General features: G+C 71.5%; 26 protein-coding genes and 3 tRNA genes. 16 read left to right on the plus strand and 13 right to left on the minus strand.

The genetic code is table 11. From position 1 onward, the window contains the following. Positions 1-52: 52 nt before the first annotated feature. The 8 genes from ACGFIE_RS03435 to ACGFIE_RS03470 all read left to right on the plus strand — a co-directional run bounded on the left by ACGFIE_RS03435 (position 53) and on the right by ACGFIE_RS03470 (position 5,628). Complete coding sequence (locus tag ACGFIE_RS03435) at positions 53-1,195, plus strand: polyprenyl synthetase family protein (protein ID WP_393290555.1); 1,143 nt, start codon at positions 53-55, stop codon at positions 1,193-1,195. Positions 1,196-1,223: 28 nt separating this feature from the next. Beyond that, complete coding sequence (gene crtI / locus ACGFIE_RS03440) at positions 1,224-2,705, plus strand: phytoene desaturase family protein (protein ID WP_266247882.1); 1,482 nt, start codon at positions 1,224-1,226, stop codon at positions 2,703-2,705. Then, complete coding sequence (idi, locus tag ACGFIE_RS03445) at positions 2,702-3,322, plus strand: isopentenyl-diphosphate Delta-isomerase (RefSeq protein ID WP_393290558.1); 621 nt, start codon at positions 2,702-2,704, stop codon at positions 3,320-3,322. The genes crtI and idi overlap by 4 nt, the downstream gene beginning before the upstream one ends. Further along, on the plus strand, positions 3,312-4,256 hold the full coding sequence (locus ACGFIE_RS03450; RefSeq protein ID WP_393291272.1) for a MerR family transcriptional regulator: 945 nt from the start codon (positions 3,312-3,314) through the stop codon (positions 4,254-4,256). Before idi ends, ACGFIE_RS03450 begins: the two co-directional genes overlap by 11 nt. A 75-nt stretch (positions 4,257-4,331) precedes the next feature. Continuing rightward, positions 4,332-5,123, plus strand: a complete 792-nt coding sequence (locus ACGFIE_RS03455) for a polysaccharide deacetylase family protein (RefSeq protein ID WP_393290561.1) — start codon at positions 4,332-4,334, stop codon at positions 5,121-5,123. 154 nt (positions 5,124-5,277) lie between these two features. Then, positions 5,278-5,350 (plus strand) — tRNA-Glu (locus ACGFIE_RS03460). Between the two features lie 31 nt (positions 5,351-5,381). Then, positions 5,382-5,455, plus strand: a tRNA-Asp gene (locus ACGFIE_RS03465). A gap of 99 nt (positions 5,456-5,554) precedes the next feature. Next, positions 5,555-5,628, plus strand: a tRNA-Phe gene (locus ACGFIE_RS03470). Positions 5,629-5,842: 214 nt separating this feature from the next. Here ACGFIE_RS03470 and ACGFIE_RS03475 read toward each other — a convergent pair. Next, positions 5,843-7,162 carry a hypothetical protein gene (locus ACGFIE_RS03475; protein ID WP_393290564.1) on the minus strand — a complete coding sequence of 440 codons (1,320 nt, stop codon included), beginning with the start codon at positions 7,160-7,162 and terminating at the stop codon, positions 5,843-5,845. A 163-nt stretch (positions 7,163-7,325) separates the two neighbouring features. On the opposite strand from ACGFIE_RS03475, the gene ACGFIE_RS03480 reads away from it, so the two are divergent. Continuing rightward, complete coding sequence (locus tag ACGFIE_RS03480; RefSeq protein ID WP_393290566.1) at positions 7,326-7,853, plus strand: SRPBCC family protein; 528 nt, start codon at positions 7,326-7,328, stop codon at positions 7,851-7,853. 30 nt (positions 7,854-7,883) lie between these two features. Here ACGFIE_RS03480 and ACGFIE_RS03485 read toward each other — a convergent pair whose 3' ends face one another. After that, positions 7,884-8,588 carry a DUF2786 domain-containing protein gene (locus tag ACGFIE_RS03485; protein ID WP_363681157.1) on the minus strand — a complete coding sequence of 235 codons (705 nt, stop codon included), beginning with the start codon at positions 8,586-8,588 and terminating at the stop codon, positions 7,884-7,886. Between the two features lie 126 nt (positions 8,589-8,714). Here ACGFIE_RS03485 and ACGFIE_RS03490 point away from each other — a divergent pair, with 126 nt between their 5' ends. Beyond that, positions 8,715-9,176: a hypothetical protein gene (locus tag ACGFIE_RS03490; RefSeq protein ID WP_393290569.1), complete on the plus strand. Its 462-nt coding sequence runs from the start codon at positions 8,715-8,717 to the stop codon at positions 9,174-9,176. A gap of 54 nt (positions 9,177-9,230) precedes the next feature. Here ACGFIE_RS03490 and ACGFIE_RS03495 read toward each other — a convergent pair whose 3' ends face one another. Further along, positions 9,231-9,620 carry a hypothetical protein gene (locus ACGFIE_RS03495; RefSeq protein ID WP_363681153.1) on the minus strand — a complete coding sequence of 130 codons (390 nt, stop codon included), beginning with the start codon at positions 9,618-9,620 and terminating at the stop codon, positions 9,231-9,233. Between the two features lie 155 nt (positions 9,621-9,775). On the opposite strand from ACGFIE_RS03495, the gene ACGFIE_RS03500 reads away from it, so the two are divergent. Continuing rightward, a complete protein-coding gene (locus tag ACGFIE_RS03500; RefSeq protein ID WP_393290571.1) occupies positions 9,776-11,119 on the plus strand; it encodes an ABC transporter substrate-binding protein in 1,344 nt (447 codons plus the stop codon). A 58-nt stretch (positions 11,120-11,177) separates the two neighbouring features. Here ACGFIE_RS03500 and ACGFIE_RS03505 read toward each other — a convergent pair whose 3' ends face one another. Further along, entirely contained in the window at positions 11,178-11,921 is a 744-nt protein-coding gene (locus tag ACGFIE_RS03505; RefSeq protein ID WP_393290573.1) for an enoyl-CoA hydratase/isomerase family protein, read from the minus strand. Continuing rightward, on the minus strand, positions 11,918-12,775 hold the full coding sequence (locus tag ACGFIE_RS03510) for a 3-hydroxyacyl-CoA dehydrogenase family protein (protein WP_393290575.1): 858 nt from the start codon (positions 12,773-12,775) through the stop codon (positions 11,918-11,920). The genes ACGFIE_RS03505 and ACGFIE_RS03510 overlap by 4 nt, the downstream gene beginning before the upstream one ends. A 177-nt stretch (positions 12,776-12,952) precedes the next feature. Here ACGFIE_RS03510 and ACGFIE_RS03515 point away from each other — a divergent pair, with 177 nt between their 5' ends. After that, positions 12,953-13,243, plus strand: a complete 291-nt coding sequence (locus tag ACGFIE_RS03515; protein WP_363681145.1) for a hypothetical protein — start codon at positions 12,953-12,955, stop codon at positions 13,241-13,243. A gap of 40 nt (positions 13,244-13,283) precedes the next feature. Here ACGFIE_RS03515 and ACGFIE_RS03520 read toward each other — a convergent pair whose 3' ends face one another. Continuing rightward, positions 13,284-14,063: a class I SAM-dependent methyltransferase gene (locus ACGFIE_RS03520; protein ID WP_393290577.1), complete on the minus strand. Its 780-nt coding sequence runs from the start codon at positions 14,061-14,063 to the stop codon at positions 13,284-13,286. 54 nt (positions 14,064-14,117) lie between these two features. Between ACGFIE_RS03520 and ACGFIE_RS03525 the strand changes: the two genes are divergently transcribed. Then, on the plus strand, positions 14,118-14,507 hold the full coding sequence (locus ACGFIE_RS03525) for a PPOX class F420-dependent oxidoreductase (protein WP_363681141.1): 390 nt from the start codon (positions 14,118-14,120) through the stop codon (positions 14,505-14,507). Positions 14,508-14,571: 64 nt separating this feature from the next. Here ACGFIE_RS03525 and ACGFIE_RS03530 read toward each other — a convergent pair whose 3' ends face one another. Further along, positions 14,572-14,781, minus strand: a complete 210-nt coding sequence (locus tag ACGFIE_RS03530) for a BldC family transcriptional regulator (protein ID WP_007073996.1) — start codon at positions 14,779-14,781, stop codon at positions 14,572-14,574. Positions 14,782-15,032: 251 nt separating this feature from the next. Next, positions 15,033-15,872 carry a hypothetical protein gene (locus tag ACGFIE_RS03535; RefSeq protein ID WP_363681139.1) on the minus strand — a complete coding sequence of 280 codons (840 nt, stop codon included), beginning with the start codon at positions 15,870-15,872 and terminating at the stop codon, positions 15,033-15,035. Between the two features lie 194 nt (positions 15,873-16,066). On the opposite strand from ACGFIE_RS03535, the gene ACGFIE_RS03540 reads away from it, so the two are divergent. Both ACGFIE_RS03540 and ACGFIE_RS03545 read left to right on the plus strand, forming a co-directional pair. Next, a complete protein-coding gene (locus ACGFIE_RS03540; protein WP_355134085.1) occupies positions 16,067-17,149 on the plus strand; it encodes a Glu/Leu/Phe/Val dehydrogenase in 1,083 nt (360 codons plus the stop codon). Between the two features lie 305 nt (positions 17,150-17,454). Further along, positions 17,455-17,670 carry a DUF3073 domain-containing protein gene (locus ACGFIE_RS03545; RefSeq protein ID WP_007454329.1) on the plus strand — a complete coding sequence of 72 codons (216 nt, stop codon included), beginning with the start codon at positions 17,455-17,457 and terminating at the stop codon, positions 17,668-17,670. Positions 17,671-17,812: 142 nt separating this feature from the next. Here the strand turns inward: ACGFIE_RS03545 and amcA are convergent, their stop codons facing one another. The 5 genes from amcA to ACGFIE_RS03570 all read right to left on the minus strand — a co-directional run bounded on the left by amcA (position 17,813) and on the right by ACGFIE_RS03570 (position 22,524). Further along, positions 17,813-18,049, minus strand: a complete 237-nt coding sequence (gene amcA, locus ACGFIE_RS03550) for a multiple cyclophane-containing RiPP AmcA (RefSeq protein ID WP_007454327.1) — start codon at positions 18,047-18,049, stop codon at positions 17,813-17,815. Further along, positions 18,018-19,121, minus strand: coding sequence for a cyclophane-forming radical SAM peptide maturase AmcB (amcB, locus tag ACGFIE_RS03555; protein ID WP_393291275.1), 1,104 nt, complete (start codon positions 19,119-19,121; stop codon positions 18,018-18,020). The genes amcA and amcB overlap by 32 nt, the downstream gene beginning before the upstream one ends. A gap of 126 nt (positions 19,122-19,247) precedes the next feature. Beyond that, a complete protein-coding gene (gene purM / locus ACGFIE_RS03560; protein WP_393290580.1) occupies positions 19,248-20,402 on the minus strand; it encodes a phosphoribosylformylglycinamidine cyclo-ligase in 1,155 nt (384 codons plus the stop codon). A 61-nt stretch (positions 20,403-20,463) separates the two neighbouring features. Beyond that, positions 20,464-22,002: an amidophosphoribosyltransferase gene (gene purF, locus ACGFIE_RS03565; RefSeq protein ID WP_363681133.1), complete on the minus strand. Its 1,539-nt coding sequence runs from the start codon at positions 22,000-22,002 to the stop codon at positions 20,464-20,466. A 168-nt stretch (positions 22,003-22,170) separates the two neighbouring features. Next, entirely contained in the window at positions 22,171-22,524 is a 354-nt protein-coding gene (locus tag ACGFIE_RS03570; protein ID WP_393290583.1) for a sterol carrier family protein, read from the minus strand. Between the two features lie 160 nt (positions 22,525-22,684). Here ACGFIE_RS03570 and ACGFIE_RS03575 point away from each other — a divergent pair. Next, the coding region (locus tag ACGFIE_RS03575; RefSeq protein WP_393290586.1) for a carboxypeptidase-like regulatory domain-containing protein at positions 22,685-24,534 on the plus strand (1,850 nt) is incomplete at its 3' end.

The following is a 24,534-nucleotide window of genomic DNA, read 5'->3' on the forward strand; positions in this document are numbered from 1 at the left end:
ATTATCGACGCACCAATCGACGCAACTCGTACCCTAGGGTACGCTCGCCCACATGGCCAACGACGCAGTAGCGGGCAACGCGACCCGTGTGGCGCCGGCGGCCCAGGGCGACAGGGACGATCCCGTCCGCGCCGTCCTGGCCGCGTACACCCAGGACCTGATCACGGCGGTCGACGAGACCCTCTCCACCTTCCTCAGCGCCGAGGTCGACGCACTCACCGAGATCGACGCGGCCATGGGCGGCTTCGCGTCCGCCGCACGCGAGGCCGTGCTGGTCGGCGGCAAGCGGATCCGCTCCACGTTCGCCTACTGGGGCTGGCGCGGAGCTGTCGGCGGCACCGAGCCGCTCGCACCGGTCCTGCCCGCGCTGGCCGCGCTCGAACTGCTGCACACCTTCGCGCTGGTGCACGACGACGTGATGGACGCCTCCACCACCCGCCGGGGCCGGCCCACGGCACACGTCGCGCTCGCCGCGCAGCACGTCGCCGCCGGCCACCGGGGCGACCCCGGCCGCTTCGGCGAGGCGGGCGCCGTCCTCATCGGCGACCTCTGCATGGTCTGGGCCGACAAGCTGCTCGCCCGCGCAACCATCACCCCGGCCCGGCTGTTCGAGGTCCGCCGCTGCTACGACCAGATGCGCGTCGAGACCGTCGCCGGTCAGTACCTGGACGTGCTCGGCGAGAACGACCCGACCAGCTGGTCCGTCGACCGGGCGCTGCGCGTGGCCCGCTACAAGACCGCCAGCTACACGGTGCAGCGACCGCTGCTCTTCGGCGCCTTCCTGGCCGGGGTGACCGCGGACGCCGCGCTCGTCACCGCGTACACCCGCTATGGCCTGGCCGTCGGCGAGGCGTTCCAACTCCGCGACGACCTGCTCGGCGTCTACGGCGACCCGGCGGCGACCGGCAAGCCGGCCGGCGACGACCTGCGCACCGGCAAGCCGACCACGCTGCTCATGCTGGCGCGGCAACTGGCCACGCCCGGCCAGCTCAAGGCCCTGGAGCAGGCCGACGGCGAGCCGATCGACCGACTCGCCGACCTGGTCGCCGAGACCGGCGCGGTGGCCCGGGTGGAGCGGATGATCGCCGAGCGGGTGGGTGACGCCCTGGCCGCGCTCGACAGCGCACCCGTGGACCGGACGGCGCGCACCGCGCTGACCGGGTTGGCCGCCGCCGCCACCAGCCGGCGGGCCTGATGAGCGATCTTTTCGAGGAGGTGGTCACGTGCGGACGGTGACGGGACGGACGGACCGGGTGGTGGTCGTCGGCGCCGGGTTGGGTGGGCTCGCCTGCGCACTGCACCTGGCCGGCAGCGGCCGCCAGGTGACTGTGCTGGAGCGCGAGCCGGTCCCCGGCGGGCGCGCGGGCCGGCTCTCCGTGGACGGGTACGAGTTCGACACCGGCCCGACGGTGCTCACGATGCCCGACCTCATCGCCGAGGCGCTCGGGGCGGTCGGCGAGGAGCTGCACGACTGGCTCGACCTGACGCCGCTCGACCCGGCCTACCGGGCGTACTACCCGGACGGCTCGACCCTCGACGTGCTCACCGACACCACGCGGATGGCGGCCGAGATCTCCCGGGTCTGCGGGCCGCGGGAGGCCGACGGCTATCTGCGCTTCGTCGACTACGCGCGGGAGCTGTGGCGGCTGGAACGGGCCGACTTCATCGAGCGCAACCTGGACGCGCCCACCGACCTCATCACCGGCAACCTGCTGAAGCTGCTCACCGGTGGGGCCTTCCGCCGCCTCCAGACAAAGATCAACCAGTTCTTCCGGGATCCGCGCACCCAGCGGATCTTCTCGTTCCAGGCGATGTACGCCGGGCTCGCCCCGCACGACGCGCTGGCCATCTACGCGGTCATCGCGTACCTCGACTCGGTGGCCGGGGTCTACTTCCCCCGCGGCGGCATCCACGCGGTCTCCCGGGCGATGGCCGGCGCGGCCGAGAAGCACGGCGTGCAGATCCGGTACGACACGACAGTGACCCGGGTCCAGACCGCGAACGGCCGGGCCACCGGCGTGCTCACCGCCGACGGTGAGCTCGTGCCGGCGGACGTCGTGGTGCTCAATCCGGACCTACCGGTCGCCTACCGGGACCTGCTCCCCGCCGCGCCCGCGCGACGCCTCACCTACTCACCCTCCTGTGTCGTCCTGCACGTCGGCTCGCGGCAGGGATATGCGAAGATCGCCCACCACAACATCCACTTCGGACGCGCGTGGAAGGGCACCTTCGATGAGGTCATCCGCAGGGGCGAGCTGATGACCGATCCGTCGCTGCTGGTGACCAACCCCAGCCGGACCGACCCGTCGGTGGCCCCACCCGATCGGCACACCTACTACGTGCTCGCGCCCGTGCCCAACCTCGACCGGGCGCCGTTCGAGTGGCGGGGCGACCTGACCAGGCGCTACGGCGACCAACTGATCGGCACTCTGGAGGAGCGCGGGTACGTCGGCTTCGGCGCCGGGGTCGAGGTGTTGCAGGCGATCACGCCCGCCGAGTGGGCCGAGCAGGGGATGGCTGCCGGCACCCCGTTCGCCGCCGCGCACACCCTCTTCCAGACCGGGCCGTTCCGCCCGTCGAACCTCCACCGCGACCTGTCGAACGTCGTCTTCGTCGGTTCCGGCACCCAGCCGGGTGTGGGCGTACCGATGGTGTTGATCTCCGGCAAGCTGGCCGCCGGCCGGATCACCGGAGAAGGCCGATGACCAGTCGCGAGGATCACCTCGTCGAGCTGGTCGACGACGCCGGACGGGCCCACGGCGACACCACGGTCGCCGCCGCCCACCAACCGCCCGGGCAACTGCACCGGGCCTTCTCGGTGCTGCTGATCGACCCGGACGGCCAGGTCCTGCTGCAACGACGGGCGGCGGTCAAGACCCGTTTCCCGTTGCGCTGGGCCAACTCCTGCTGCGGCCACCCCCGACCCGGCGAATCGCTTGCCGAAGCGGCCAACCGACGGCTGAAGGAGGAGCTGGGCACCGGCCCGGTCGAGCTGACCGAGGTCGGCGTCTACGTCTACTACGCCGAGGACCCGACCACAGGTCGGGTCGAGTTCGAGTACGACCACGTGCTGCGCGGCGAGTTTCTGCCCGCCGCGCCGCTGCGCCCCGACCCGGACGAGGTGGCCGAGCTGCGCTGGGCCGACCCGGCCGCCCTGGAGGCCGAACTCGACCGCGACCCCCGGTCGTACGCACCCTGGCTGGGCGGGGTGGTGAACCGTCTGCTGCGCCCCTCGGGTGCTCCGTCGGGCGCCCCCGGCTCGACCATGACCCCGTCCGGATCGTCGGCGGATGACGCGGCGGAGCGGTCGGGTGGCCGATGAGGCGCTGAGCGCGGGCGCCGTCGCGCGCCGGCTGGGGGTCGCGGTCACCACGCTGCGCACCTGGCACCAGCGCTACGGGCTCGGGCCCAGTGAGCACGTGCCCGGCCACCACCGCCGCTACACCCCCGCCGACCTGGCCCGCCTCGAAACCATGCGGCGGTTGACCGCCGAGGGCGTGAGCCCCGCCGAGGCGGCCCGGTGGGCGCGGCAGGCACCGGACCGTACGTCCGTGGACACCGTCGCCCGGAGCCGGATCCGCCCGCCCGGACGCGACGGCGGGGGTGCCATCCCGGTGGGCCGCGCCGGCCCGGCCGCCCGGGGCCTGGCCCGCGCCGCCATGCGCCTGGACGCGGCGGCGATCAACGAGACCATCGCGCACACGATCGCCGCCAGCGGCGTCGTCGCCACCTGGGAGACCCTGCTACGCCCCGTGCTCGCCGGCATCGGCGACCGGCACGCCACCACCGCCGGCCTGATCGAGGTCGAACACCTGGTCTCCCGGTGCGTGTCGGAGGCCTTCGCGGCAGCCAGCCAGGCCAACGCGCCCAGCGGCCCCGCCCGGATCCTGCTCTCCTGCTCCGACGAGGAGCAGCACACCCTCCCCCTGGAAGCGTTGGCCGCCGCGCTCGCCGAGGCCGGGGTGAGCTACCGGATGCTGGGTGCCCGCGTGCCGGTGGCCGCCCTCGTCGAGGCGGTCAACCGCACCGGACCGGCGGCCGTGGTGCTCTGGTCCCACACCCGACCCACCGCCGATCCGGCCCAGCTCAGCGCGCTGCTCGCGGCGCCCCGCCGCCCGCTGCTGATCCTCGCCGCCGGCCCGGGCTGGCGGGCCGACACGCTCCCCGCCGGGGTGGTCCGGCCTGTCGACCTGGCCGAGGCGGTCTCCCTCGCGGTGGCGGTCCGAGACTCGCTGGACCAGTCGCGGGAGGCGTGACCGGCCTGTCGGTCCCTCGGCCGCTTCCACTACCGTCGAGGACGTCCGCCTGCCCCGACCCCCGGGAGCGAACAGATGCAAGCCCGCGCCGCCCTGGCGTCCGTCCTCGCCGTGGTGCTGGTCTTGTCCGGTTGCGCTCAGCCAGACAGCACCGTCCACGCCGCTGGCGGGCCGCAACCCGTCGAGTCGACCACTCCGACCACCCCGCCCACCCCGACGCCGAAGCCCACCCGCACGAAGCCACCGAAGCCGCCGTTGCGACCGCTGCCGGCGAAGCTCCCGGCCGGGCTACGGCGCAACACAGGCGTACGTCCCGTCGCCCTGACCTTCGACGACGGGCCCAGCCCGGCCTGGACGCCGAAGGTGCTCGACCAGCTGCGGGCGGCCCACGTGACGGCCACCTTCTGCGTGATCGGTTTCGAGGCCCAGCGACACCCGGACCTGATCCGACGGATCGTCCGGGAAGGCCATCAGCTCTGCAACCACAGTTGGCGGCACGACCTCGACCTCGCCCGCCGACCGGAGGCCGAGATCCGGGCCGACCTGGCCCGCACCAACAAGGCCATCCAGACGGCCGCCCCGGGCACGCCGGTGTCCTTCTACCGGCAGCCCGGCGGTCGGTGGACGCCTGAGGTCCTGGCCGTGGCGAAGGATCTCGGCATGCACCCGCTGCACTGGGCCGTCGATCCGCAGGACTGGGACAAGCCGAGCGCCGACACGATCGCCAAGCGGGTCCACAACGCCGCGCGTCCCGGTTCGGTAGTGCTGCTGCACGACGGGGGCGGTAACCGGGGCGCGACCCTCGCCGCCTGCCCGCGCCTGATCGCCGACCTGAAGCACCGCTTCGGGATCACCCGACTCAGCTAGATTGGGCCTGACCTGCGGTTATACGGTTCACAACGGCTTCAGCGATACCGATTTTGTCGTCCCGCCAGGCATCACGTATGCTTTCCAAGCCTCCGGCGGGGCCGGATGGGAGCAAGTCCGCTTGAAGTTGCGAATGTGCAATGATGGCGGGGCCGCCCTCATCGTCTAGCGGCCCAGGACGCCGCCCTTTCAAGGCGGTAGCACGGGTTCGAATCCCGTTGGGGGCACGACCGGCGCAAGCCGGAGCAACACAAGCTAGGTCCTGTGGAGCAGTTGGAGTGCTCGCCGCCCTGTCAAGGCGGAGGTCGCGGGTTCAAGTCCCGTCAGGACCGCAGCGCTGACGCCGCGCCTTGCGCGGCGTTCTGCGTATCGGAGCAGGTGACCCTGCCGGCGATTCGTCCGGTTGGCAGGTAGCATGAGCCGAGCAACACGGCCAGGTAGCTCAGTTGGTACGAGCGTCCGACTGAAAATCGGAAGGTCGGCGGTTCGACCCCGCCCCTGGCCACATAGCCTTTCGCCGGGCTACAGGAGCGCCGACCAGCGGAAACGCGGTCGGCGTTCTGCTTTTTTTCGTCCCGGAGCCGTGATCGCCCGGCCCGTCCTTGATCCACTCGGTTTCGGCGATATTGCGGTGTCGCAGCGACCGGGATACCGCGATTTCGCCGAACTCGAGTCGATCACCGCGGCCCGAGGCGCACGACGGCCTGCGCCGGCCGTGATCACTGATCGCGGCGGCCCTGGTGCCGGTGCTGGGCCATCCCGCCCTGGATCGCCTCCCACACGCTGCGGCCGGCCTGCCGCAGGGTCTCCCCGGCCTGCTCGGCGAGTTGCGCCGCACTCTGAGCTGCGGCATACGCCCCACCCGCCACACCACCGTCACCCTGGTCACCCTCGCCCTGACCACCGCCGCCCTGGCCGCCACGGCCTTGGCCACGGCCGGCGTGACCACCACCGCCCTGACCACCACCGCCCTGGCCACCGCCGGCCTGGCCACCGCCGGCCTGGCCACCGCCGGCTTGACCACCACCGGCTTGACCACCACCGGCTTGGCCACCGCCGGCCTGACCGCTGCCGCCGGCTTGGCCACCGCCGGCCTGACCGCTGCCGCCGGTCTGACCACCGCCGGTCTGACCACCACCGGTCTGACCGCTGCCACCCTGACGGGCCTCGCCCTGGTCGCTGCCGCCAGCCTGGTTGCCGCTGCCGTGACCGCCGACGGCTTGCCCGGCGGGCCTGCCACCACCGCCGTCCTGGCCGCCCCGACCCTCGCTGGCGGGACCCCGGGACCCGCCAGGACCGGAGGGTGGGGAGCCACCCTGCTGATCGGCGGGCTTACCGGTCGACGAACCAGCCGGTGCGGGCCGGTCTTCCCGCGGACCGCCTTCCGGTTGCTGCCGGCCCTGGGCCTCAGGCGGCCGTTGCGCCCCGGACCCCTGCCCCGCCGAGTTCGGCTGCGCCTGCGCGGAGGCCCGATCCACCGGCCACCGGCCCTTCAGACGCGACTCCGGCGGCTGCCCCTCCGGCCGGGACTCCGCCGGGCGGGCGCGCTGTGCTCGCGTCTGGTCGCCGAGTTCGCCTGGCAGGCCCGCCTGTCGGGCCAGTTCGTCGCGTACCCCGGAGTGCTGTGCCAGGGCGGTGACCCCGGCGGCGCCGGCGGCGGTCAACTGCTCGGTACCGCGATTGACGTCCTCGAGCGCGCCGCCGGCCGCTCGGGACAGGGATTCGATGACCTGCGGGTTGTTGTCGATCGTGTCGAGTGCCCGGCCCAGGAGTGCCACCAACGACTCCAGCCGTACCCGTAGCTGCGCCTCGGCGTGCACCCCGTCGATGTCCAACTCGACGCCGTGCAGGTGGACCCGTACGCCGGCGTCGAGCTGGAGCAGGTTGGCCAACCGGACGCGCAGCGAGATGTCGGCGTCGAGCCCGTCCACGGCGAGTCGGATCGAGTCGACCGAGACGTTCGGGATGTCGAGCAGGACGTCCGGATCCCCGGCGTCGACGTCCCGGTTCGGACTCCGCTGCTGCGCGTTCTCGCTCATGCTCTCCCGCTCCCGTACGCGGACCCGGTCCTCCGGGCCGTTCGGCGCGGTTACCCGCTTTCCGGCGGGGCATCCCGTCCGTGACGGCTCGGCAACCCACTGTCTGGAACAGAGCACCTCGCGAAGCTGCACACCGAGGCATCAGCCGGTATGGTCCGGGCCTATGGGACAGGGGATGGCTGATCCGGCCGACATCCGGCAGGACCTGGAGCGGTTCTCCTTGCGGTGCAGTCTCCTCGCCCCGGGTCCCGCCGAGCGGGCGTTCGCGGTCTTCACCGATGAGCTGACCGACTGGTGGGTCACCGAGTACACGTGGTCCGGTCCGGAGGCCCTCGCCGAGCTGGGCATGGAGCCACGGGCCGGCGGCATGCTCTACGAGATCGGCCCGTACGGCTTCCGCGCCGACTGGGGACGCGTGCTCACGTGGGATCCGCCGCGGCGGCTGGTCTTCGCCTGGCAGATCGGTCCGGACCGGGTGCCGGTGCCGGACCCGGCGAAGGCGAGCGAGGTCGAGGTGCTGTTCCTTCCCGACGGGCCGGAACGGACCCGCGTCGAACTGGAGCACCGCCACTTCGATCGGCACGGGGAGGCGGCCGAGGGATACCGCAAGGCGCTCACGGCGGGCTGGCACGAGTTGCTCACCCGCTACCTCACCAGGGTGTCCCGCCCCTATCCCGCCGATCCTGCCTGAGCGTGGCCCGGGCCCGATCCCGAACCGCGGTCAGCGGTCGAGTTGTCGACCGGCCCGGCTGCCATCCAGGCCCCGACCGCCCAGCTGCGCGCGGCTCCCGGCCTCGGCCCCGGAGCCGAAGCCCGTGCCGCCGAGCCGGCGCGCCGGTGCGGTTCGCAGTCGCGGGTACTCCTCGGTGAGTCGCCGCTGCACCCGATCGGAGCGGTCGGCCAGCACCAGCGCCACCGACGGGCCACCCGACTCGCCGGCCGCCGCCGTCTCGGCCGCCCAGAGCCGACCCCCGATCACCTCCGCGAAGCCGGCGAGCCAGGACCGCCGGAAGGCGGCCGGATGGTCGTCGGCGGGCACCGCCGTGGCCGCCAGACCATGCGCGGCCTGCACGAGCAGTGAGGTGAAGAGCAGGTCCACCCGTTCCAGGTCGCTGGCGAAGCCGAAGAGGTGCACCGCGAACCCGTTGCCCTGCCGGCGACGGACGCAGCGGCAGCGCAGCGGTTCGGCGACGGCGGCGAGCAGGCCTACCTTGTCCCGGGCGTACGGGGCGACGATGTCGAGCACCCGGTCGCCGACCGGGTCGGTGGTCGGGTCCCGTACGGCGAGCAATGCCCTGTCGACGCCGTAGCGGGCGATCAACTCCGTCGCCTTGGCGGTGAAGGCCGCCGACTCGGCGGGCGTGCAGGCCGGGTCCTCGGCCTGGGCGAGCAGCTTGCGCACCTTGCTGAGCATGGCCTCGGACATGCCCACAGAGCTATCACACACGGCGGACGATCTGGGACCACGGCCACATTGATCGATCAGTATCATCGTCACGGTCAGCTCGACCGTCCAATACGGACTGTCAGTTAACCGTTTCCGGAGGCACGCATGTCATCCCCGACCGCCCGCCTGCTCGCCGTCGCCACGGCCGCCGCGCTGCTCGCAACCGGCGCACCCGCCCAGGCGGCTCAGGCCGCCGCACCGGCCGCGCAGGCCGCCGACTCCACCGACTTCACCTCGGGGCCGAACCTCTTCGCCCCGCTCGCCACCTGTTACGGCGGGGCGGTGCGCTCGTTCTTCCAGACCGGCGGCTACGGCGGCCAGGCCGGCCCGTACCGCACCACCAGCCGGTGCCGCGACATCAACGTGCGCAACGCCAGCGCGTACGGCACCGACGCCTGCGTGATCTTCATCGACAAGACCGGCAACTGCAACTACTGGACCTACCTGCCGGCCAACTCCGGCTGGATCACCGTAGCGACGAACGTCCGGGACGGGGTCAACTTCCGGGTCCGCTTCGAAACAGTCCGCTACGAGTACGAGCCACTGGTCGCGTACCACGCCTTCTGAGCTGTCCGTGCTGGCGCGGCACCCCGCCGGGGCGCCGCGCCCGCCGGGGCGTGGTCAGCCGGCGCGGCTGCGCAGGGTGGCGATCGTCGAGCCGGCGAGCGTGAGCAGGCAGTCGGAGAGCTGCCCGTCGGCGGCGGCCGCGCCGAACAGGGCCTCCCCGGTCGACACGTCCCGGTTGGCGTACGCGCTCACGAAGCGAGCCACCCAGCGGGTGTCGTAATCCGCCTGCTCGATGCCCGGGAAGTCCAGCGCGCATCCGCTGCTCGGCGGGGCGTCGCCGACCATCGTCGCCGCCAGACACCAGGCGACCCCGTACGCGCCGGGCAGGCCGGCCCGGTCGACGACCGCGTCGAACGCACCTGTCACCGCTTCCCCATCGCCGGCCAGCGCCGAATGGAGCACGGCGGTCGCGTCGTCGAACGTCTGCTGTGGTAGGTCCGTCACCCAGCGCACAGTAGGACGGTGGGTCAAGGCCCAGCATTTTCGTCACTCTGTGTGTTCGACGCGAGCGACCTGCGCATTTCGCCACCTCCACGGTCCCGCAGCCGGCCCCGGCACGCTAATGTGCGCAGCGGACCTTCGCCGGAGGAAGGACGACCATGCTCGTATCACGCCGCTCGCGGGTGGCCACATTGGCTGCCTGCGCGACGATCCTGCTCGCCACAAGCGCTTGCGGGGATGAAAAGGCCGAAGAGGGAAGCGCCCAACAGGTGCGCCTCTACGGCACGGACGGCAACATGCTCAACTCCTACCCAGCGGAGTTGAAGGAACGCGCTGATCTCGTCGACGGGATGAAGGGGACCACGCCACTCACCCAGCTGCCCGACGACTTCAAGAGCCGGCTACGGTCCGTCAATCCGGCGCTGACGGACTACCTGTACTCCGCCGAGACGTACGACGCAGTGGTGATCAGTGTGCTCGCCGCCCAACTGGCTGGCAGCACCGACCCGGCCGCCATCGCCAAGCAGATCGTCGGCGTGACCAACAATGGTCAGCGCTGCGAGGACCCTGCCACGTGCCTCGCGCTGGCCCGCTCCGGGCAGGACATCGAGTACCGCAGCGTCTCGCTGAGCCGTGCCGGCTTCACCGACAAGGGCGAGCCGGCCACCGCGAGCTACGCGACGCTGACCTTCGACGGCCAGCAGATCAACGACGGCAAGACCGAGTTTGTCGGCGCGGGCGCCGAGTCCGCAGCGAGCACCAAGACCCCGCCGAAGGCGAGGAAGCCGCGCCCCGGCAGCAACGACGACCAGCAGCCGCTGATCGTGGGTGGCCTGCTGCCGAAGACCGGCGACCTGGCGATCGCGTACCCGCCGATGGCGGCCGCCGCGGCGCTGGCGATCAGGGACGTCAACGCCGCTGGCGGGGCGCTGGGCAAGCCGGTGACGTGGAAGGACGGCGACGACGGCACCAGCACGGCAGTGGCCAAGGCGACCGTCGCCAAGCACGTGGCCGACGGGGTCAGCATCATCATCGGCGCCGGCGCCTCGGGCATCTCTCGGGAGGTGCTGCCGGACGTCGTCCGTGCCGGCAAGATCCTCTTCTCGCCGTGCAACACCGACGCCAGCCTGACCGACATCGAGGACAAGGGCCTCTACTTCCGCACCGCCCCGCCGGACAGCCTGCAGGGTCGGGCGCTGGCCGACGTCGTCCTCCGGGACGGATCGCAGAAGATCGTCATCGTCGCCCGCAAGGACTCCTACGGCCAGGGCCTCCAGGCCACCGTCCGTGACGAGTTGGAGAAGGCCGGCATCGCCGCCGACCGACTCAAGCTGCTCACGTACGACCCTCCGGCCGACGCCAAGGCGGCCCCCGTGGACTTCACCGGCGGCGCGAAGGAGATCAAGGAATTCGGGGCGGACGCCGTACTCATCATCGGTTTCGGTGAGTCTGCCCAGGTGATCCGGGCGATCGCCGACTCCGGGATGCAGATCCGGCACTGAGCACCACCGCGGACCGCAGCGGCCGCACCGGCTTCGAAGCCGGTGCGGCCGTTCCGTGTCAGCGGGCCCGGCGGCGCTCCAGGAACTCGGTCATGCGGCGGTGCTTCTCCTCGTCCTCGAAGAGCACGGCCTGGCTGACCAGATCGAGCTGCGGATGTGCGGCGGCGGGTGCGTCCACCGCCAGTTTGGTGAGCCGCAACGCCAGCGGTGAGCCCTGCGCCATCTCGTCCAGCAGCCCGTGCGCCACCGCCAGCAGCTCGCCGGGCTCGTCCACCACCCGGTTCACCAGACCGATCCGCAGCGCCTCGGCGGCGTCCACCCGCCGGCCCGTGAACAGCAACTCCTTGGCCCGGCCCTCGCCGACCAGAGCGGGCAGCCGGTGGGTCGCGCCAGCGCCGGCCAGGATGCCCAACCGCACCTCCGGCTGGCCGAAGACCGCCCGCGCCGTGCACGCCCGCAAATCACAGGCGTACGCCAGCTCAGCGCCACCGCCCAGCGCCGGACCGTCGACGGCTGCCACGCTCGGCATCGGCAACGCTCGGATCCGGGCGAAGGCCGCCGAGTTGATCGCCGCCAGGGCGTCCGCGCGGCCCCGCTCGCGGAGCTGACCGATGTCGGCCCCACCGGCGAAGATGCCCTCGGCACCGCCGGTCAACAGCAGCAGTCGGGGGCGTGCCTCCAACTCGGCGCAGACCTGGTGCAGCTCGCCGATCAGGTCGGCGTCGATGGCGTTGCGCTTCTCCGGCCGGCTCAGTGTCACCACGAGCCGATCCGGCCGCTCCTCGATCCGCAGACCGCTCACCGCTTGACGCCGCCTTCCCAGTGGTAGAAGCCGTGCCCCGACTTCTTGCCCAGCCGCCCGGCGGACACCATCTCCACGAGCAGTTGCGGCGGCGCGAAGCGGTCACCGTACGCGGCCTGGAGGGTGCGGGCGATGTCCAGCCGCACGTCCAGGCCGACCAGGTCGGTGAGTTCCAGCGGCCCGATCGGGTGCCGGTAGCCCAGCACCATCGCCTTGTCGATGTCTGCCGGGCTGGCCACCCCGTCGGCGACCATCCGGATCGCCTCCAACCCGAGGGTGACCCCGAGCCGGGAGGTGGCGAAGCCGGGCAGGTCGCGTACGACGACGGGGTCCTTGCCGAGCCGGCCGGCGAGCGCGACGGCAGCCGCCGTCGTCTCCTCGGCGGTGGCCGGGCCGACCACGATCTCCAGCAGGGCCATCGCCCAGACCGGGTTGAAGAAGTGCAGGCCGAGGAAGCGCTCCGGCGCGTCCAGGCCCGCGGCCAACTCGCCGATGGCGATGCTCGACGTGTTGCTCGCGAGCAGGGCCGGGCTCAGGGTGGCGGCGTCCCGCAACACCGTGCGCTTGAGGTCGAGCCGCTCCGGCACCGCCTCCACGACCACCCCCGGAGCGGGGGCGACCTCGCCGAGGCTCGGGCGCAGTGTCACCCGCTGCCGGTTCACTGCGGCCTCGTCGGCGGTCAGCTTGCCGCGCTGCACCGCCCGCTCCCACAGGTCGGCGAGCCGGGTCAGCGCTGTCGCGCCCCGCGCCGGATCCACCTCGACCAGCTCGACGGCATGCCCGGCCCCGGCCGCCACGTACGCGATGCCGAGCCCCATCGTGCCCGCACCGACGACCACGAAACGATCGTTCATCACGCCTCCCTGTCCGCCCCGGTGGCGCGCGGGGTCCCCGCCACGCCGGCCCGGGTGCCCGGCCCGCTCCGCTCGCTCATGGTGCGACCCTAAACAGCACGACGACCCGCCGATGCGTGGGGGAGCGCGCGATCGGGTACGTACGGCCCGTCAACTCAAGGGAAGGACCGCATCGAGATGAGCCAGGCACCGGAGAGCGTCAGCACCGACTCCGAGATCGTGGAGACCCGGGGCGACGAGCGGGTCGACCTGCTGCGCGCCGACACCAACAACGACGGCAAGACCGACGTGTGGGTGGTGGACACCGACGGCGACGGCAAGGCCGACCTGTTCCAGTTCGACACCGACGGTGACGGCAAGGTGGACATCACCATGGTCGACATCGACGAGGACGGCACCCCCGACGAGGTGGTCGACGGCGATGGCGGCCTCCCGCCGGAGCAGCTGCCCCCGACCGTCCAGGTCTGATCCGCCGACAGGGGGCCCTCGATGAGGGCTCTCTGTCGGATCAGGCGGCGAGGCGCAGGGTGGCCAGGTAGTAGGGGGCGTCGCGGTCGTCCACATCGGTCAGCCGCCAGCCGCTGCCGCGCACCAGCTCGGCGAACTCGTCCGGCGAGCAGACCAGGTAGTCGAACCACTCGGTGCCCAGCTCCCGATAGCGCAGCCGGAGCCTCAACTGGCCACCGAACCGTCCCCGGCGGCGGTTGAGCTCGTGGTAGCCGGTGTGCACCGGATCGGTGGTGCCGTACGGGTCTGTGCCGTGCGCGATGATCTGCGCCCCCGGTCGTGCCAGCGCGGCGAGCGCGGCCAGGAACCCGGGTGCCCGGTCCCTGCCCTCGAACAGACCGAGGTTGTTGCCGAGCAGCAGGAACGTGTCGTACCGCTGGCCGTCGGCGACGTGCGTGTCCACCGTGCCGTGCACGAGCCGGCGTACGCCGCGACGCCGGCTGACCTCCAGCGCCCCCGCCGAGGTGTCCAGCCCGGTGACGGGTACGCCGCGCTCCTGGAGCAGCAGCGCGATCCGGCCGGCGCCGGTGCCGACGTCAAGCGTCTCACCGCGGACCCGGTCCACGGCCCGATGGTCGTACGGCTGCCACTCTGCCGGCCCGTCCAGGTAGTGCGCCGCCGGGGCGCCGTTGATCAGACCGTCCTCCCGTTCGATGATCTCGATGACCGGTCGCGGCAGTCGACCACCGACCAGCGGCCGGGGCCCGACCCCGGTGGCCACGGCCAGTGTGTCCCGCAGCAGTTCCCCGAACACGTCACCGATTAGAGGCTCCCCCGTCACGCCGTTGATGCTATCCAGCCCCTCGGAGGGCCACACCGGTCGTATCCTGGCGGCGTGACCACGCTGGACCGACTGTCGGCCGAGAAGTACCTCCTGCTCACGACCTTCCGCAAGGACGGTCGGGCGGTGCCGACCCCGGTCTGGGCGGTCCGCGACGGTGAGGCGTTGGCGGTCTGGACCCGGGCCGACTCGGGGAAGGTGAAGCGGATCCGCCACAACGGCGAGGTGACAGTGGCCCCGTGCGACGTGCGGGGCCGACCGCACGGGGCGGAGGTGCCCGCCCACGCGACGATCTCCGGTGGCAGCGACACGGGCCGGATCCGCGACCTGCTCAAGCACAAGTACCGGGTGATAGGTCGATTGAGCCTGCTCGGCAGCCGGTTGCGCCGCGGCGAGGGCGGCACGGTCGGCATCCGGGTCACGTTGACCGAACCGAAGGGCTGAGTCCGGGCATGGAAAGGGGCGGCGGACCGAGATCCACCGCCCCTACCGAAAAAACGTATGCCGCTCAGTCGCCCTGCCGCTGCTGCGGGATCTGACCCTGCAGCAGCGCCCTGACCTCCGACTCGCGGTATCGACGGTGGCCACCCAGGGTACGGATGGCACTGAGCTTGCCCGCCTTCGCCCACCGGGTCACCGTCTTCGGGTCGACACGGAACATCGACGCCACCTCGGCCGGCGTGAGTAGCGGCTCTGGTTCGTGCGTTCGCGATGCCATCGGTCACTCCTCCACATGTATAGACATCGGCCGGGGTCCCGCCGGCCGACGCGTCTCCCATGGTCCGGCTAGTCCCCGATGTCCGACATGGGCCGAACGGATGAAGGTCCCTAGACGGACGGATGAACCATGCCCGATTTTTACGACTTTTACACGGCAGAAACTACCTTATTCGGACTCATGATCACGGTTCGTGATGCGTCAACTACGAGCACACCTCACCTTGGGAGCGCTCCTAGGGGCGAAATGCCTTAGTTGCACCGCTCCAGCAGCTGTACGGCACGCCAGCGGGCCACCAGCTTGTCGTACGCGGCTGACGCCTCCTCGGCCTCGCCCCGCGACAGCCCGGCAAGGCCGCCGGCGACCAGCTCGGGCGAGTCGTCCGCGGCGAGGGTCTCGTCGGAGAGCAGGTCGACCAGGCCGCCGTAGTCCAGCTCCACCACCGAGCGCGGGTGGAACTCCTCCAGCCAACGGGCCGCCTCCTCCACCGCCTCGGTGATCGGCGCCTCGCCCACCGACTTGCGCAGCACCGACAACGCCCGCGACGAGCGGCGACGAGCCTTGGAGATCTCCGTCCGGTAGCGCAGCGCCCGCCGCCCCGGCTCGGTGACCTGATCCCGCTCCGCCGGGTCGAAGAGCACGAACCACCGCAGCGGGACGCCCCACGTGGCGATCTGCTCGTGCACCCGTGGCACACCGTGCTCCAGCACCCGGGCGCCGCTGCGCCAGTCGTCGACGACCGCCCTGGCCTGCCCGGCGAGCACCGGCGGCACGAACGCGTCGGCCAACACCGCAGGCACCCCGTCCCGGGCGTTGAGAGCCGCCTCGGCGACCCGGATGCGCAGGTTCCAGGGGCAGACCAGCAGGCCGTCGTCCGTCTCCAGGACGTACGCCTCCTCGGGCAGGTCCGGCAACCGGGTCCAACCCGCACCCAACGCCTCGATCACCGCCGTTCGCTGGCGGCCGGGACCCTCGACCGGGGCTACCGCGCGCCCTTCCGAGGCGTAGCGGCGCCAGTAGCTCTGCCGGTCCCTGTCGAAGGCGGTCAGCGGCTCGTACACGCGCAGGTAAGAAGCGAAGAGCGACGGCACCGCGCGATCCTCCCACGAACCGCACCCCTGCGGAGCCAGCGGCCGGACCACGTGCGCCGCAACGTGGGACGACGGCGGCACGTCGGGCAGCCGCACGGCGGCCGATACTAGGCTCGACCGCACCGGCAGCATCCCCGCCGGCGTCCACCAGGTCCGCGTCCCACAAGGAACGCACACCACTGTAGGAGCCAGTCATGGGCGTATTCGCGAGCACCGACGACCCGGTATCGACAGGTCACGAACAGGTCGTCTTCTGCCAGGACAAGCAGAGCGGTCTGAAGGCGATCATCGGGATCTACTCCACCGCGCTGGGGCCCGCGCTCGGCGGCACCCGCTTCTACCCGTACGACAGCGAGGACGACGCGCTCGCCGACGTGCTCGACCTGTCCCGCGGAATGGCGTACAAGAACGCTCTCGCCGGCCTGGACCTGGGCGGCGGCAAGGCCGTCATCTGGGGCGACCCGGAGCAGATCAAGAGCGAGGCGCTGCTGCGCGCGTACGGCCGCTTCGTGGAGTCGCTGGCCGGCCGCTACTACACCGCCTGCGACGTCGGCACCTACGTGGCCGACATGGACATCATCGCCCGCGAGACCCGGTACGTGACGGGCCGCAGCGTGGAGCACGGCGGCGCCGGCGACTCGTCCATCCTGACCGCGTGGGGTGTCTTCCAGGGGATGCGGGCCGCCGCCGAGCACGTCTGGGGCACGCCGAGCCTGCGTGGCCGGCGCGTCGGCGTAGCGGGCCTCGGCAAGGTCGGCAAGTACCTGACCGGGCACCTGCTGGAGGACGGCGCCGAGGTGGTCGCCACCGACGTCAACCCGAAGGCCCTGGCCTGGGTACGCGCCAACCACCCGCAGGTCACCCTGGTGGACGACGCCACCGCGCTGGTCGCGGCGGACATCGACGTGTACGCCCCGTGCGCGCTGGGTGGCGCGCTTAACGACGACACGGTGCCGGCGCTGCGCGCGAAGGTGGTGACCGGAGCGGCGAACAACCAGCTCGCGCACCCGGGCATCGAGAAGCTGCTGGCCGACCGGGGCATCCTCTACACGCCGGACTACGTGGTGAACGCCGGCGGCGTGATCCAGGTGGCCGACGAGATCGAGGGCTTCAACTTCGAGCGGGCGAAACTGCGGGCCACCCGGATCTACGACACCACCCGCGAGATCCTGCACCTAGCGGACGCCGAGGGCGTGCCCCCGGCGGTCGCCGCGGACCGGCTGGCCGAGCGGCGGATGGCCGAGGTCGGTCGCCTGCGCACGATCCACCTGCGCTGACCATCTGGGAACGGAGGCGGATCGACCGGGATCCGCCTCCGGGCCTCTCTCGCCGGTCCGACTCGGTAAGCTGAAGCCGGGTCAAGTTTGGCGTGTTTTGTCCGGTGTCACGGGTGCTCTTCGTTCCGCTCCTTACCAGGTACACTGGGTGACGGCCGGATCGCCGCGACGCGCAGAGCCGGCCGACGGTAACCCGAGGTGCCGAACGATGGCATCCCCATGTACCGTAAGAGCCACGAGAGATGCCTGACGTCATCGGGGCCCGCCTTCGGGCTGCCCCGCATTCTGTGCGAGGGGGTCGAGCCATGGGGCGCGGCCGTGCTAAGGCCAAGCAGACGAAGGTGGCCCGGGAGTTGAAGTACCACTCCCCGAACACCGACCTCACCGCCTTGCAGCGCGAACTGGCGGGTGCTGGTAAGTCTGAGCACCACTTCGACGACGACTCAAAAGAGTTCGTCGACGACGATGATGAGAATCACGCGGACGACGACCCGGATCCCTGGGTCCGACCGACCCGCTGACCTCTCGACGCAGCTGAGCACGCGGTAAGCCCCGCGTGCTCACGCATGTGCCCATCGGGAGCGAGATCGGTGCGATCATCAGGGGCCTGCCCTGGCCGGAGGTCACTCCGACCGGCCGACAGGCCCCTGATCACCGTCGGCCTCAGCGCGGCCGGTTGTTCCAGTTGTAGAAGGTCGGGATGTTTTCGAAGTGGTTCCAGGCGCAGACCGCGCTGACGCCGTCTCCGCCCGACACCTCCGCCCGCAGCCGCCGTGCGTCCTCGGCCTCCTGAAGCAGCGCGACGAGCCCGGGGGCGGCCTCCCGCACCCGCTCGGTGACTCCGTCCGGGGCGTCGTCCGCTTCGCGCTCAGGCCGCCGGTGACTGGTGGTCTCGGGCATGCTCCAACACTCCCTCCAATAGGCGGATCTTGCTGTTGCGGCAGTGCTCGGTCTCCGTACCGTCAAAACGCCCCAGCTCGAAGTAACGGTTGGCGGCATGACCGCCGCCACAGAAGCCGAAGTACGGGCACGACGCCCGGCACGCCTCCACGCCCGTGAGGAACTCGCCCACCCAGGGCGTCGACGCCGCGTCCGTCAGGATCCGGGCCAATGGGGTGGCCAGCACGTTCCCGCTGCTGAAGTCGCCGTAGTGCGGATCGGTGAAGCCCGCCAACTCCGGCGAGAGCACGGTCACCGAGCCGTCGTGCCCGATCGTCGGGATCGGGTCCAGCCGACGGGGCAGGACGCCGTCCGCCGCGCCGTCGAGCACCGCCGCCGCGTACCGCAGCGACCACTCGATCTCGCGCAGGTGGATCCGGGGCTCCTTGCGCCAGGCCGACACCAACTCGGCCCAGAACGCCGTCACCGCCGCAGCGTCGTGGCTGTTGTCGCGGGTGTTGACGCCCTCGGTCTCCTCGATGTTGATGCCCAGCACGTCGCAGCCCAGCCCGAGAAAGTAGTCGTACAACTCGGCGGCGAGCCCCGGCGCCGGCTGGGACACCACGGCCAGCGCCGAGAAGGGCAGTCCGTGCCGGCGCAGCGCCGCCACGCCGCGCAGGATCCGGTCGTACGCCGGCTGACCCCCGCGGTTGACCCGGTCGCCGTTGCGTTCGGCGGGCCCGTCAACGCTCACGCTCACCCGCACCTCGTGCCGGGCGAAGAAGGCGCACCACTCGTCGTCGATGAGCGTGGCGTTCGTCTGCACGTGGTGCTCGACCTCGGGCCCGAAGGGCGCGATCAGGTCCGCCAGGTGCTCCCGGCCGGCGGCCAGCGGCTCGCCGCCGTGCCACACGACGGAGAAGCGACCGGCCGCCGCCCACGGGTTTACCGACGCCGCCACCGCCTCGGCCACCGGCACCGGCATCCGTCGGTCAGCGGCCCGAAACGGCAGGTAGCAGTACGCGCAGTCGAGGTTGCAGAGGGTCGTCGGCTGCATGACGACGTACGACGGGACCGCGGCCAGACCGCGCATCCCGCTGAACGACACCTCACCAGCAGCCATCACCCTCCTCCACCCAGCCCGAGCCCTTCAGGCTAGGCGGCACTGGCCACTCGGGTGAAGCCCTGATCAGGTGCCCGTACGATCACCGGAGCGTGATCAGCCGCGAGTGTGCTGACCCACCATCTGCACGTTGCCGGTGCCCTCGATGATCTCGCCCGCCTGCCACGCCTCGACCCCACGGCCGGTGAGCGTCGCCAGGGCCCGGTCGGCGTCCTCGGCCGAGACGATCGCGAACATGCCGACGCCCATGTTGAAGGTCGACTCCATGTCGTGGTCGTCGATCCGGCCCTTCGACTGGATCAGGTCGAAGATCGGCTGCGGCTTCCAGGTGGACCTGTTGACCACCGCGTCGACGTGCTCCGGCAGCACCCGTACGAGGTTGCCGGGAATGCCGCCGCCGGTGATGTGGGACAGCGCCCGCACCTCGGCCTCGGCGATCAGCTTGAGGCAGTCCTTGGCGTAGATCTTGGTCGGGGTGAGCAGCTCCTCGCCCAGGGTCCGCTGCCGCCCGAAGTCGTCGATCACGATGTCCAGACGCATCCGGGCAGCGCCGAGCAGCACGTGCCGGACCAGCGAGTAGCCGTTGGAGTGCAGACCGGAGGAGCGCATGGCGATGACGACGTCGCCCACCTCGACCCGGTCCGGGCTGAGGATGTCGGCTTCCTCGACCACGCCGACGCCCGTCGCCGAGATGTCGTACTCGTCCGGGCGCAGCACGCCGGGGTGCTCGGCGGTCTCCCCGCCCAGCAGCGCGCAGCCCGCGTACCGGCAGCCGTCGGCGATGCCCGCGCCGATCTCGGCCACCTTGTCCGGAACGACCTCGCCGGTGGCGATGTAGTCGAGCAGGAACAGCGGCTCGGCGCCACAGGCCACCAGGTCGTCGACGACCATCGCGACCAGGTCGATGCCTACCGTGTCGTGGATGTCCATCTGCTGGGCGATCACCAGCTTGGTGCCCACACCATCGGTGGAGGACGCCAGGATCGGGCTCTTGTACTTCTTCGTGTCCAGCCGGAACAGGCCGGCGAAGCCGCCGAGGTCGCCCAGCACCTCCGGGCGGCGGGTCTCGCGCACCTTCGACTTGAGCAGCTCCACGGCGCGGTCGCCCGCGTCGATCGAGACCCCGGCGTCGGCGTACGAGACCGAGCGTTTACGGGCCTGCCGACCGGCACCACCCGTCCACGGCTGGTGGTCGCCGCCGGCGCCCGTCGGGCTGCTTCCTGCGCCGCTGCGCTCGGACACGTGCGTCACGGTTCTCCCCTTTGTGGTTCTCGGTGCCGCGCCGGCGGTGGCCGGGCCGCGCCGGTTGGTGCTACGGGCGGTTTGCGGTCACGCCACCCGGAGTGGCGACGAGCGGGCCGAAGCTGTCCGGGGCTTCCGGCGTCGCGTCGGCGACCCGGCGGCCCATCCCTTCGAGCACGTGCTTGCCGATCAGGTTGCCGGCTGGCAGCTCGATCGGGTACTCCCCATCGAAACACGCCCGACACAGCCGGGTCTTCGGCTGCTCGGTCGCGGCGATCAGGCCAGGAAGCGATACGTAGCCCAGCGTGTCGGCGCCGATGGAGCGCCGGATGCCGTCGTTGTCCAACCCGTTGGCCAGCAGCTCCGCCCGGGTGGCGAAGTCGATGCCGTAGAAGCACGGCCAGCTGACCGGCGGCGAGGAGATCCGGACGTGCACCTCAAGAGCCCCCGCCTCGCGCAGCATCCGCACGATGGCCCGCTGCGTGTTGCCGCGCACGATCGAGTCGTCCACGACCACCAGCCGCTTGCCGCGGACGTTCTGTCGCAGGGGGTTGAGCTTGAGGCGGATGCCCAGCTGACGCAGGGTCTGCGACGGCTGGATGAAGGTGCGACCCACGTACGGGTTCTTCATCAGGCCGGCGCCGTAGGTGATGCCGGACGCCTCGGCGTAACCGATCGCGGCCGGGGTGCCGGACTCGGGCACCGGGATGACCAGGTCGGCCTCCACCGGGTGCTCCTTGGCCAGCTGCCTGCCGATCTGCACCCGCGCCGCGTGCACGTTGCGCCCGGCGATTGTCGCGTCCGGGCGGGCGATGTAGACGTACTCGAAGAGGCAGCCCTTCGGCTCCGGCGCGGCGAACCGCGTGGAGCGCAGCCCCTCCTCGTCGATCGCGATCAGCTCACCGGGCTCGACCTCACGCACCACGCTGGCGCCGACGATGTCCAGCGCGGCGGTCTCGCTCGCCACCACCCAGCCACGCTCCAACCGGCCGAGCACCAGCGGGCGGACGCCGTGCGGGTCGCGGGCCGCGTACAGCGTCGACTCGTCCATGAAGACGAAGCTGAACGCTCCGCGCAGCTGCGGCAGCACCTCCAGCGCGGCCGCCTCGACCGACAGGTCCGGACGGCTGGCCAGCAGCATGGTCACCAGCGAGGTGTCGTTCGTCGAGCCGTCCGCGACGAGGCCGCGCTCGGCGACCTCCTTCTCCAGCTCGGCGGTGTTGACCAGGTTGCCGTTGTGGGCCAACGCGATGGTCGTGCCGGAACTCGTCGACCGGATGGTCGGCTGGGCGTTCTCCCAGTTGGAGGCGCCGGTCGTGGAGTATCGGGCGTGCCCGATCGCCAGGTGGCCGCGCAGGCTGGCCAGGGTGGGCTCGTCGAAGACCTGGGCCACCAGGCCGAGATCCTTGTAGACCACCACGCCCGAGCCATCGCTCACCGCGATGCCCGCGGCCTCCTGCCCGCGGTGCTGTAGGGCATAGAGGCCGAAGTAGGTCAGATTGGCGACCTCTTCACCGGGGGCCCAGACGCCGAAGACGCCGCAGGCGTCCTGGGGGCCGGGTCGTTGGGGGTCAAGGTCGTGGCTCAGCCGGCCGTCGCCTCGGGGCACTACCGCTCCCTCACGCTGGTCTGGACCGGCCTGGCGGGGATCACGGTGCGGATCCACACTCCTCGGCCGGGACCACTGTCGTCGCCTGACAGTGTACGCGAGTCACCGTCAATACAGATAGTCACGATTTCCCTGCCGAGAGTTACGATCACTCGGACATCCGGGCAGCTAGAGGGGCAGGAATGCCGAGAGGTCCGCCCGAACGCCGCTCATCTGCACGCGACCGTCGGTGACCGCCTCCATCCACCCGATCCGCCCGGTGGCCACCTCCAACCAGGTCTGCGGAGACATCTCGACGACGTTCGGTGGGTTTCCCCTGGTGTGTCGAGGACCGGGAACGCACTGGATCGCACCGTATGGTGGGACGCGCACCTCCACCGATCGGCCGGGGGCGCGCTCCGCGAGGACGGCCAACAAGGACCGGACCGCCTCCCGGAGTACCGGCCGTTCGGGTGTACGACCCTCGTCAAGCGCCGACAAAGCCGCCGCTACGGCGGCGGACTTACTGTGCGGAGAGGACACGACGGGACGATACGACGCACAGGTGAAGCACCCGACTCTGGCCCTGGGTCGCGCCGATCCAGTCAGACAAGGCATAGTGGCCGACGGCGTATTCGTACCGTGATGATCCCCGGCCCGGCGCCCCGCCGGTCAAGGGAAGTCAGCCCGGAAGGCGGTGGACGTGTCAACACACCGACGTGCCTGGAAGCAGCGGGCCGGTGTGGTCGTAGCGCTGGTTGCCGGCGCTCTGCTCGCCGTCCCCGCCACACCAGCCCTGGCCGCACCCAACGTCACAAACGTCTCGGCCTCCCCAGGCACCGTCCAGGCCGGCGGCGAGACGACGGTGAGCTACAAGCTCAGCTTCGACGACCCGGTCGTGCCCGCCGACATCACTGTCAGCTCTGACAACTCGAAGCTCCAGTGCGTCGATGGCTGCTCGCAGGGGAACGTGACCGAGGGCGGCACCTACACAGCCAAGTTCAAGTTGGCCGACGATGCCTCGAACGGGTCCGCCCGCATCACCGTCAAGGCTAGTGCTGGGCTCGGAAACGGACAGGGCTCGACCACTGTCAACCTCACCGCCAAGGCGGCCCCGCCGACGCCCCAGCAGAACCAGACTGTGAAGTCGGTCTCCGGCAAGGTCGTCAAGAAGGCCGACAACAGCGCGGTGCCGAACGCCCTCGTGATCCTCCAGGACGGCGCCGGCCACCGCTACGACACGTTCAGCGACGATAGCGGCAACTTCCGGATCAACGGCACGACCGACAAGCCGATCGCTCCGGGCCGGCTCACCGTCGGTGCCAGCTTCGACAACATCAACGCGGTCAAGAGCTTCAACGCCAGCGCCGGACAGTCCATCACCGGCCAGCGGATCAGCCTGGAGATCGCGGTCGCCGCGACGCCCAGCGCCACCCCGTCCGCCAGCGCCGAGGCCACTCCCACCGAGGAGTCGACCGAGGAGGGCACCGAGGAGGAGGCTTCCGAGGAGGCCAGCCCGGGCGCTGCGGCGAACGCCTCCAAGGAGGACGACGGCGGCGGCATCAGTTCGTACCTGATCATCCTGCTCGGCGGCCTGCTCGTCGCGGCTGGTGTCGGCACGATCGTGCTGCTCTGGATGAAGCGTCGCGAGAGCGGCGACGACGATGACGAGTCGGCGACGGCCGGAGCGGCTGGCGGGGCTGGCGCCGTGCCGGCGGCCCGGGGTGCCTTCCACGGCGCCGACGACCGGACCCGGGTGGTCAACCGCCCCGGAGGCGGGCCCGACCCGACCATGGTCGGCGGCGCGGCGCTGAGCGAGGCGCCGACGATGATGCACCGCCCGGTGGTCGAGGACGTCCCGCCGGACCCGTACGGAGCGCCTGCACAGCCCTACGGCGCGGCGGGCCAGCAGGGCTGGGGAGGCGCCGGCTACGGCGACGAGCCCGCCCCGGGCGGCTACGGCGCCGGTGGCTACGGCAATGCGCCCTCCTCGGGCGGCGGCTACGGCACGGCGGCAACGCCGGATGGCGGCTACGGCGCCAGGGCTGATGGCGGCTACGGCGCTGGCGGGGTTGATGGCGGCTACGGCGCCGGCGGAGTTGATGGCGGCTACGGCGCCGGCGGAGTTGATGGCGGCTACGGCGCCGGCCCGGCAGGGGACGCCTACGGCGCCGTGCCCGGCTCGGGCGCGGGTTACGGCGGCGCGGCGGCCCCGAGTGGCGGCTACGGCAGCGCGCCCTCCTCCGGTGGTGGCTACGGCAGCCGTGACTACACGGCTCCGGCCGGTGCAGCGGGCTACCCGCCGGCTCCCGCCGGTGCGGCCGGCTACGGCGAGCGCTTCGACGAGCCGACCGGCCGGTACACAGGTGACAGCACCCAGTACCCGGCGCCCGCCGACCCGTACGCCACAGGCGTCTACCAGCCGGAGCAGGCTTCGAGCTACGGCCAGCCCGATCCGACGACCCCGTACAGCGGCGGTCGGACGGCGGAGCCGACCGGCGGCTACGGCCAGCAGACCAGCGCTTACGACCAGGGCGGCTACGGTCAGCAGCA

Origin of the sequence: Micromonospora sp. NPDC049275, assembly GCF_043197115.1 — a bacterium.
Lineage (GTDB): Bacteria > Actinomycetota > Actinomycetes > Mycobacteriales > Micromonosporaceae > Micromonospora.

What these genes read in the sequence shown, in the direction of transcription:
- ACGFIE_RS03545 (WP_007454329.1), top strand. Translation starts at nt 17,455, where the DNA reads ATGGGGCGCGGCCGTGCTAAGGCCAAGCAGACGAAGGTGGCCCGGGAG.
- ACGFIE_RS03530 (WP_007073996.1), bottom strand. Translation starts at nt 14,781, where the DNA reads ATGGCATCGCGAACGCACGAACCAGAGCCGCTACTCACGCCGGCCGAG.
- amcB (WP_393291275.1), bottom strand. Translation starts at nt 19,121, where the DNA reads ATGCGCGGTCTGGCCGCGGTCCCGTCGTACGTCGTCATGCAGCCGACG.
- ACGFIE_RS03435 (WP_393290555.1), top strand. Translation starts at nt 53, where the DNA reads ATGGCCAACGACGCAGTAGCGGGCAACGCGACCCGTGTGGCGCCGGCG.
- ACGFIE_RS03515 (WP_363681145.1), top strand. Translation starts at nt 12,953, where the DNA reads ATGAGCCAGGCACCGGAGAGCGTCAGCACCGACTCCGAGATCGTGGAG.
- idi (WP_393290558.1), top strand. Translation starts at nt 2,702, where the DNA reads ATGACCAGTCGCGAGGATCACCTCGTCGAGCTGGTCGACGACGCCGGA.
- ACGFIE_RS03540 (WP_355134085.1), top strand. Translation starts at nt 16,067, where the DNA reads ATGGGCGTATTCGCGAGCACCGACGACCCGGTATCGACAGGTCACGAA.
- ACGFIE_RS03485 (WP_363681157.1), bottom strand. Translation starts at nt 8,588, where the DNA reads ATGTCCGAGGCCATGCTCAGCAAGGTGCGCAAGCTGCTCGCCCAGGCC.
- ACGFIE_RS03475 (WP_393290564.1), bottom strand. Translation starts at nt 7,162, where the DNA reads ATGAGCGAGAACGCGCAGCAGCGGAGTCCGAACCGGGACGTCGACGCC.
- amcA (WP_007454327.1), bottom strand. Translation starts at nt 18,049, where the DNA reads ATGCCCGAGACCACCAGTCACCGGCGGCCTGAGCGCGAAGCGGACGAC.
- ACGFIE_RS03480 (WP_393290566.1), top strand. Translation starts at nt 7,326, where the DNA reads ATGGGACAGGGGATGGCTGATCCGGCCGACATCCGGCAGGACCTGGAG.
- ACGFIE_RS03510 (WP_393290575.1), bottom strand. Translation starts at nt 12,775, where the DNA reads ATGAACGATCGTTTCGTGGTCGTCGGTGCGGGCACGATGGGGCTCGGC.
- ACGFIE_RS03455 (WP_393290561.1), top strand. Translation starts at nt 4,332, where the DNA reads ATGCAAGCCCGCGCCGCCCTGGCGTCCGTCCTCGCCGTGGTGCTGGTC.
- ACGFIE_RS03490 (WP_393290569.1), top strand. Translation starts at nt 8,715, where the DNA reads ATGTCATCCCCGACCGCCCGCCTGCTCGCCGTCGCCACGGCCGCCGCG.
- ACGFIE_RS03500 (WP_393290571.1), top strand. Translation starts at nt 9,776, where the DNA reads ATGCTCGTATCACGCCGCTCGCGGGTGGCCACATTGGCTGCCTGCGCG.